This window comes from Finegoldia sp. P3-F-LR, from assembly GCF_052932165.1.
Genome location: NZ_JBRFJE010000053.1, coordinates 1 through 426 on the forward strand (window position 1 = coordinate 1; position 426 = coordinate 426).

Here is a 426-nt window from a genome sequence, read left to right on the forward strand (position 1 = left end):
TCGCCTACATGAAGTCGGAGTTGCTAGTAATCGCGGATCAGAATGTCGCGGTGAATGCGTTCCCGGGTCTTGTACACACCGCCCGTCACACCATGGGAGTTGATAATACCCGAAGCCTGTGACCTAATTGAGGAGCAGTCGAAGGTAGGATTGATGACTGGGGTGAAGTCGTAACAAGGTAGCCGTATCGGAAGGTGCGGCTGGATCACCTCCTTTCTAAGGAGTGCTAACTCAACAAGTATTTACTTTAAGGTTCATTAAATTATGAACTTTTAGTTTTTATTAACTGAAGTTTGCACAGTCGATTAACGAATCGACATCTGAACATTGAAAATCGAATAACAGTATATATTTCCGGTCAAGAAACTAAGGGCGCAAGGCGGATGCCTTGGCACCAGGAGGCGAAGAAGGACGTGACAAGCAACG

Annotated in this window: 1 rRNA gene; it reads left to right on the forward strand. The window is 46.2% G+C overall.

The window, feature by feature from the left end:
- Positions 1–216, forward strand: a 16S ribosomal RNA gene (locus tag ACU68U_RS09255); the annotation flags it as partial.
- Positions 217–426: the final 210 nt, after the last annotated feature.